General features: G+C 41.2%; 1 protein-coding gene. It reads left to right on the top strand.

Annotation, left to right across the window (positions count from 1 at the left end):
- The coding region (locus G4L40_RS12855; RefSeq protein ID WP_207785389.1) for a hypothetical protein at positions 1–568 on the top strand (568 nt) is incomplete at both ends.

Raw genomic sequence — 568 nt, forward strand, 5'->3', positions numbered from 1 at the left:
CCGCGAACACAATTTGTTCAGGTACTACAGGAACTGTAAGTTTCACAGGAACACCAAATGCAGTTGTAACGTATACAGTTGATGGCGGAGCTAATCAAACGGTAACATTAGACGCTTCAGGAAATGCTAGTGTAACCACACCAGTATTGACAGTAAACTCAACGTATGCTTTAGTAAGTGTAACAACTACAGCAACACCAATTTGTAGTCAAGCACAAACAGCTAGTGCTACAGTAACAGTAACGGCATTACCAACAGCATCAATTTCAGGTTCAACAACAATTTGTTCAGGTTCAACAGCAGTGATTAGTTTCACAGGAACGGCAAATGCAGTTGTAACGTATACGGTTGATTCAGGAGCGAACCAAACGATAACATTAGATGCAACAGGAAATGCAAGTGTAACTACACCAGCGTTAACTGCAAATTCTACTTATGCTTTAGTAAGTGTAACAGCAACAACAACACCAGCTTGTACTAACACCGCATCAGGAAGTGCAGTAGTTACGGTATTACCATTACCAACAGCTGCTATATCAGGAGCAACAACAATTTGTTCAGGCGCAAC

Source organism: Flavobacterium celericrescens (assembly GCF_011392075.1).
Lineage (GTDB): Bacteria > Bacteroidota > Bacteroidia > Flavobacteriales > Flavobacteriaceae > Flavobacterium > Flavobacterium celericrescens.